Source organism: Phascolarctobacterium succinatutens (assembly GCF_958453765.1).
In the GTDB taxonomy this organism is placed as follows: domain Bacteria; phylum Bacillota; class Negativicutes; order Acidaminococcales; family Acidaminococcaceae; genus Phascolarctobacterium_A; species Phascolarctobacterium_A succinatutens_B.
This window is the reverse complement of record NZ_CAUDZA010000045.1, coordinates 1-6,535: the sequence shown is the minus strand read 5'-3', so window position 1 is coordinate 6,535 and position 6,535 is coordinate 1. Positions and strand designations below refer to the sequence as shown.

At 49.5% G+C, this 6,535-nt stretch carries 7 protein-coding genes and 2 pseudogenes; all 9 read left to right on the top strand.

All coding sequences use genetic code 11. The features are described 5' to 3' along the window. Positions 1 to 892 (top strand): annotated as a pseudogene (locus Q7Q81_RS11010) (hypothetical protein); the annotation flags it as partial. A 267-nt stretch (positions 893 to 1,159) separates the two neighbouring features. Next, the gene (locus Q7Q81_RS11005; RefSeq protein WP_009146301.1) at positions 1,160 to 1,420 is read left to right on the top strand and encodes an IreB family regulatory phosphoprotein; all 261 of its coding nucleotides are present in this window, start codon (positions 1,160 to 1,162) and stop codon (positions 1,418 to 1,420) included. Between the two features lie 17 nt (positions 1,421 to 1,437). Continuing rightward, positions 1,438 to 1,860 (top strand): Holliday junction resolvase RuvX, encoded by a 423-nt coding sequence (gene ruvX / locus Q7Q81_RS11000; RefSeq protein ID WP_009146302.1) that lies wholly within the window; start codon positions 1,438 to 1,440, stop codon positions 1,858 to 1,860. A gap of 83 nt (positions 1,861 to 1,943) precedes the next feature. After that, entirely contained in the window at positions 1,944 to 2,291 is a 348-nt protein-coding gene (locus tag Q7Q81_RS10995) for a DUF1292 domain-containing protein (RefSeq protein WP_303711646.1), read from the top strand. A gap of 65 nt (positions 2,292 to 2,356) precedes the next feature. Beyond that, positions 2,357 to 3,400: an endolytic transglycosylase MltG gene (mltG, locus tag Q7Q81_RS10990; RefSeq protein ID WP_304276134.1), complete on the top strand. Its 1,044-nt coding sequence runs from the start codon at positions 2,357 to 2,359 to the stop codon at positions 3,398 to 3,400. Between the two features lie 67 nt (positions 3,401 to 3,467). Beyond that, positions 3,468 to 4,715, top strand: coding sequence for a peptidase U32 family protein (locus Q7Q81_RS10985; protein WP_304095784.1), 1,248 nt, complete (start codon positions 3,468 to 3,470; stop codon positions 4,713 to 4,715). After that, the gene (locus Q7Q81_RS10980; protein WP_009146306.1) at positions 4,712 to 4,975 is read left to right on the top strand and encodes a DUF4911 domain-containing protein; all 264 of its coding nucleotides are present in this window, start codon (positions 4,712 to 4,714) and stop codon (positions 4,973 to 4,975) included. The genes Q7Q81_RS10985 and Q7Q81_RS10980 overlap by 4 nt, the downstream gene beginning before the upstream one ends. 232 nt (positions 4,976 to 5,207) lie before the next feature. Continuing rightward, complete coding sequence (locus Q7Q81_RS10975) at positions 5,208 to 5,894, top strand: winged helix-turn-helix domain-containing protein (RefSeq protein WP_304276132.1); 687 nt, start codon at positions 5,208 to 5,210, stop codon at positions 5,892 to 5,894. After that, a pseudogene (locus tag Q7Q81_RS10970) lies at positions 5,891 to 6,535 on the top strand (hypothetical protein); the annotation flags it as partial. The gene Q7Q81_RS10975 and the pseudogene Q7Q81_RS10970, both read left to right, overlap by 4 nt.

The window sequence follows — 6,535 nt, the reverse complement described above, 5'->3', positions numbered from 1 at the left end:
CTTTGGTAACAATGCAGGCTTAGTCAATGGCGATAACGGTCTGGTAATCAATGCTAACAAAGATGGCGCAATTGCCGAAGGCAGCGTAAGCGACGTTAAGAAGACTAACAACGTAGGTAACTACGAGTGGAATGGTACTGCCAGCGGTGTAGATAACCTGAACACTAACTACGATGTGCAGATTAACGCAGGCAAGTCCGACGTAACGAAGGCTAACCTCGTAGTAAATCTGAACGACATTACCCGCGTTTATGGTAATCTTGATGCTAAGAACTACAGCAACGCATTTACCTTTGGTGCAAATGCAGGCTTAGTCAATGGCGATAGCGGTCTGGTGATCAACGCTGACAAAGATGGCGCAATTGCCGGCGGTACTCTGACCAACGTAGAGAAGACTAACAACGTAGGTAACTACGAATGGAATGGTACTGCCAGCGGCGTAGAGAACCTGAACACAAACTACAATGTGCAGATTAACGCAGGCAAGTCCGAAGTAACAAAGGCTAAGCTGACCTTTGTAGTAGATGACAAAACCATTACCCAAGGCGTACCGGCAAAATACACCGGCAAAGCCAACGGCTTGACCAATGGCGACACCCTGGCTGGTATCGGCGTAGGCGGCTATGAGCTGGACAGCTCGGTAAATCCGTTAATCGTCGGCGTTTACGAAGACAAAATCGGCGTCCTGATTAATGGCAGCTTGCATCTGACAGGTGGCGACGGCCTGCTCAAAAACTACAAAGTGGAAATTGACCCAGGTACCCTGACCGTTTTGGCAAGCTTTAACCCGGCAGACGATTACTGGTTCGGCACTGCTCCCTGGGATAAGGAACGTAACCTGCGTGAGCGCAAGGCTGAGTTCCATTATGTAGCTGGCGGTATGAGCCTCTAAGCAAAATTAAATATTGACGGTTAAAGCACTTTTATGGATTGTACAATCCTGATAGAAGCGCAGCTAAAGCAAAACCCCGGCATTTGCCGCATAGTAAACGATGCAGCTGTGCCGGGGCTTTTGTCAGGATGCTTTGCTGCAGCATTACCTGAAGTAAAGTCAAGCTTAATGTAGGCACTCTTTTTTTGCAAGTTAACTAGAAAAACACAGCTTTTTTCAAAAAAATGTGCTACAATATATTTACGAAAAACGAAGGGAGTGTTTCGTATGTCTGAAGTATCTCAAGAAACTATGATGTTCAAACGTGAGCCGGAAAAGCTGAACGTTGCCGAAACTATAAAAGAAGTATATGCTGCCCTGGAAAAGAAGGGCTATAACCCTGTGGACCAATTAGCAGGCTACCTGCTGAGCGGTGACCCCACTTATATCACCAGCTTTGAGGACGCACGCACCAAGCTGCGCCGTCACGAGCGCTATGAGCTGATTGAAGAGCTGGTAAAGAATTATCTGCAGCAGATTAACAAGTAAAAGGAGAACGTAACTTAATGCGTAAAATGTCCCTTGATGTAGGAACAAGAACTATCGGTATCGCCGTAAGCGATTTGCTTGGCATGATTGCCAACGGCGTGGAAACTATTCACCGTACTACGGAAGAACGCGACTACGCCCGCATTGCCGAGCTGATTGCCGAGCATGAGGTTGATACCTTGGTTGTAGGCTATCCCAAAAACATGAACGGCACTATCGGTGAACGCGCGCAGGCCTGTGAAGCAATGGCCGAAAAGCTCCGCACCATGTTCCCTAAGGTGCAGGTTGTGCTGTGGGATGAACGCCTGAGCACCGTAGCTGCCGAAAAGGTGCTGGTTGATGCGGATTTGCGCCGCAAAAAGCGTAAGAAGGTTATTGATATGATGGCAGCAGTTGTTATTCTACAAAATTATCTGGACAGCAAAAGCTTTAAAATTTGACAGATAGCGTTACCTATTATACAATATGGGTAGATTAAAATTGAGCTTTTTATTTATTGAGCTATAACGAAAGAGGTGCCTTTATGGAAAAAGACATTAGAGATGAAGAATTAGCAGCTATGCAAGCTGAAGGCGAAGAAGAAGTTATCTGCGTTGTTCTGACTGACGAGCAAGGCAACGAGCACGAGTTCTATCAGGACATGGTTATCACTGTTGATGACAAACAATTTGCAGTACTGGTTCCGATGGAAGACTGCTGCTGCGAGGATGAGGACTGCGATTGCCACGAGCATGATGAAGAAGAAGATACCTGCGTTATCGCACGCATGGACTTTGACGAAAACGGCGAAGCTGTTTACACCGCTCCGACTGACGAAGAATACGAAGCAGTTGCTGCTAAGTATGACGAAATGTTTGAGGACGAGGAGTAATTCACAGTCAATAATTTTACCGGACTTCGGTCCGGTATTTTTATGCGATGTGACGATGTTTTCTGATGGATATAGAAAAGCTGAAAAAGCTGGTGCGCGACAATCCGGTGCAGGCTGCGGCAGGTGCTTTGGCGGTGCTGCTGGTTGCCGGCGTGGTAGCGTTTACAATTTATCTTAACGGACAGGGAAATAATAAGGGCTTTGCCGTAGAAGGCTCACGCCTGATTGTTGTCAAGGACGGCATGACTACGGCGGATATCGCCGAGCTGCTGCATGAAAAGAAGCTGGTAAAAAATCCCGCCGCCTTTAAAATGGAGGCGCGCTGGAAGGGACTGGCTACCAAGCTGCAGGCAGGTGCCTACCAGATTGACGGCGGCATGAGCAACCAGCAGATTGTCGATGTTATGGTTAAGGGACGCATCAAGCAGGTGCACTTTACCGTACCGGAAGGCTATAGCGTGGTGAAAACTGCGAAAAAGCTGGAGGCCGAGGGCCTTGGCAGTGCTGACAAATTCATGGCGGCGGCGAAGGATTATGCACCTTATCCGTATATGCAGACCGATAACAGCAATGTGCTGTTTAAGGCAGAGGGCTTTATCTACCCGGCAACCTATGATTTCCCGGTGGGAATCAGCGAGCAGGAGATGCTCAAAATGATGGTTGCACAGTTTGATAAGGAAATGCAGAGCAGCGGTATTGCCAAAACTGTGGCAGAACGCAATCTGCCACTGCGTGATGTAGTAAATATGGCTTCGATGGTGGAGCTGGAGGCAGTTTTTGCCGAGGAGCAGCCGAAAATCGCCGGCGTTTTCCTAAAGCGTGTGGCAATCGGCATGCCTATTCAGTCGGATACGACCATCCAGTATCTTTTGGGAACGCAGAAGGAAGTAGTTACCTTTGCGGACACCAAAATCCAAAGTCCGTATAATACTTACCAAAATCCCGGCTTGCCTCCGGGACCGATTGGCAGTCCGGGACTGACCGCGATTAAGGCGGTGCTGCAGCCGGAACAGACAGATTATCTGTACTTTGTTGCAGAAAAGGACGGACACCATCGCTTTACCAAAACCTACGCCGAGCATTTGAAGGCGATTGAGGAAATAGGTTAATAACAGTTTATTACATATTTCTGCGCTGTCAGTTTGGCGGAGCAGAGAAGTGTTTTAAGGAGATTTAATGAGCAGAAACTTAGTTAAACCCGAATTACTGGCTCCTGCCGGTAATATGGAAAAAGGAAAAATGGCCCTGCTGTACGGTGCTGATGCTATTTATCTGGGCGGTAAGCTGTTCGGTCTGCGTGCCTTTGCCAACAATTTCTCTTTAGAGGAAATTGCGGAGATGGCAGAGTATGCGCACAGCCTCGGCAAAAAGGTTTATGTAACGGTAAATATTTTTGCGCATAACGAGGATATCGACAGACTGCCGGATTATCTGCGCGGACTGCAGCAGGCTAAGGTTGACGCACTGCTGATCAGCGATTTGGGCGTATGGAGCACTGCCCGCCAGGTTGTGCCTGATATGCCGCTGCACGTGAGCACGCAGGCTAATACCACCAACTATGCCACTGTGCAGGCGTGGGAGCAGCTGGGCGCTGAACGCGTGGTGCTGGCACGCGAGCTGTCATTGGCGGAAATAAGCGAAATCAGCGAAAAAACCTCGGTAGAGCTGGAAACCTTCGTGCATGGCGCAATGTGTATTTCCTACAGCGGACGCTGTCTTTTGAGCGCCTATCTGACCGGGCGCGACGGCAACCGCGGTGCCTGCACGCAGGCCTGCCGTTGGGAATATAATATGTATAAGCTGGGCGAGCAAAAGCGCCCCGGCGAATACTTTGACCTCGAGGAGGACGAGCGCGGTACCTATGTGATGAACTCCAAGGACCTGTGCCTGATTGAATATCTGCCGGAGCTGATGCGTGCCGGTGTGTGCAGCCTGAAGATTGAAGGCCGCATGAAGAGCGTGCATTATGTAGCGACGGTAGTCAGCGTTTACCGCAAGGCTATCGACCAATGCTGGGCAGACATGGAGCATTACAGCGTGCCAGAAGCGTGGATTACCGAGCTGAACAAGGTTTCCCACCGCCAGTACACTACAGGCTTTGCTGTGGCTAAGCCTGACAGAAATGCGCAGGTTTACACCAGCTCGAAGTATGAGCAGACACACGATTTTGTCGGTATCGTTACAGGTTACGATGCTGAGAAAAAGCGCGCTTATTTTGAGCAGCGCAATAATGTAAAGGCAGGCGAGCCGCTGGAGCTTTTGATGCCCGACGGCAGCACGATGCCCTTTGTTTTGACAGAAATGCTGGATGAGGCAGGTACGCCGATTGACTGCGCACCGCATGCCCAGCAGAAATTTTCCGCAGCCAGCGACAAGCCGCTGCTGCAATTCAGCTTATTACGCAGAAAGGTTGTAAAAGAATGAGTGACAATGACCCCGGACCCCACAGTATGATCTACGCGCAGGTTGAGCCTGAGCGTATTGCAGATGTTAACTGGATTATGGAAGGCTATGAGCATCTGGCCATGGTGAGCACCGTAGACGGCACCAGCGGACTGATTAAGTTTTATGCTACGCCTGATACGTATTTTGATACACTGGATATTATTGAAAATATGCCGTTTAAGGTAGATGTCATCGATAATATGGAAAACGGAGTGTATCACAGACTTTGGCAGATTTAAACTGCAGGGAAAGGACTGCTTAGGCAGCTTTCGTTTTTTCTACAATCGCATATACATATAGTATATAGCAAAAGGCCGGGAGCGTTACTCCCGGTCTTTTTTTGTATGCTTTGCAGAGAGGCTGCACTGCTTATTTTCCTTAACATTAAATTTTTTACCTAAATTTTACAGGCATTTTTTCTGATTTGCGTATATAATTATAGCGAAAGAGTATTGATTGGTGGTGTTTTTCATGATTTTCTGCGTGGAGGATGAACAAAATATTTGCGAGCTGGAGGTTTACACCCTGCAGTCCGTCGGCATGGAGGCACAGGGCTGCGGCAGCGGCCGCGAGCTTTTTGCTTTGTTGGAAAAGCATGTGCCGGAGCTGATTGTTTTAGATATTATGCTGCCGGATGAGGATGGCGTGAGCATATTAAGACGCTTGCGTGCTGATAAGCGCTATGCGCATATACCGGTGATTATGGCAACTGCCAAGGGCTCGGAGTTCGATAAGGTTAAAGGCTTGGACAGCGGTGCCGATGACTATATCACCAAGCCCTTCGGTATGCTGGAGATGGTTGCGCGCATCAAGGCAGTGCTGCGCCGTTGCGCAGCACCACGCCACGGTGAGGATGAGGGAGAAATAATCCGCATCGGCCGGCTGGAGGTCAACCAGCTGGAGCATAAGGTGAGCGTAGGCGGCAGTGAGGTTGTACTGACGCTGAAGGAATACGAGCTGCTGCGCAAGTTTTTGCAGCATCCGGGTATTGTCTTTTCGCGCGACAAGCTGCTGAACGATATCTGGGGCTATGAATTCAGCGGTGAAACCCGTACCGTTGATGTACATATCCGTACTCTGCGCCAGAAGCTGGGCGAGGCAGGCGAGCTGATTGAAACTATCCGTGGCGTTGGCTACAGAATGGCGGCCGTAAAATGAAGCAGAAGCTTTTTCGCAGCATACTGCTGCTGACAGGGGCAGCGGTAGGCCTTGTTTTGCTGCTCTTCTTCTGGGTTTCCTGCCAATATATTACGCAGGACAGCTTCGCCAGCCTCAAACGTGAGGCTAATCTGCTGATTGTGGCCGACGGCGAGGGCAATGTACCGGTGAGCGAGCTGCAGCGCTTGCAGCTTGCCGACCGCGTAACGCTGATTGCACCGGATGGTCACGCCTTGTACGACAATTATGCTGATGCCGAGTCAATGGAGAACCATCTGCAGCGTGAGGAGGTGCAGGAGGCGCTGAAAGGCGGTGAAGGCCGCAACCAGCGTGCGTCCGAAACCTTGGGCAAAAATATTCTGTACTATGCCGTGCGCTTGCCGGACGGCAATGTGCTGCGCCTGTCGCGCACGAATGACGCTGTTTTTCAACAGTATAAGATCATTCTTGGTTACTTTGTGCTGTTGGCACTGGTAGTTTTGTGCAGTGCGTTTTGGGCAGCCAAAACAATTACCGCCAGAATACTGCGACCATTGGAAAATCTTAATCTGGAGCAGCCTGATTCGGAAGCTGTAGTTTATCCTGAGCTGAAGCCGATTGTGGAGTATTTTGAGCTGCAGCAGGAAAAGCTGCAGAAGGAA

Coding starts and splice junctions, on each gene's coding strand:
- mltG (WP_304276134.1), top strand. CDS start 2,357: ATGGATATAGAAAAGCTGAAAAAGCTGGTGCGCGACAATCCGGTGCAG.
- Q7Q81_RS10975 (WP_304276132.1), top strand. CDS start 5,208: ATGATTTTCTGCGTGGAGGATGAACAAAATATTTGCGAGCTGGAGGTT.
- Q7Q81_RS10985 (WP_304095784.1), top strand. CDS start 3,468: ATGAGCAGAAACTTAGTTAAACCCGAATTACTGGCTCCTGCCGGTAAT.
- Q7Q81_RS10995 (WP_303711646.1), top strand. CDS start 1,944: ATGGAAAAAGACATTAGAGATGAAGAATTAGCAGCTATGCAAGCTGAA.
- Q7Q81_RS11005 (WP_009146301.1), top strand. CDS start 1,160: ATGTCTGAAGTATCTCAAGAAACTATGATGTTCAAACGTGAGCCGGAA.
- Q7Q81_RS10980 (WP_009146306.1), top strand. CDS start 4,712: ATGAGTGACAATGACCCCGGACCCCACAGTATGATCTACGCGCAGGTT.
- ruvX (WP_009146302.1), top strand. CDS start 1,438: ATGCGTAAAATGTCCCTTGATGTAGGAACAAGAACTATCGGTATCGCC.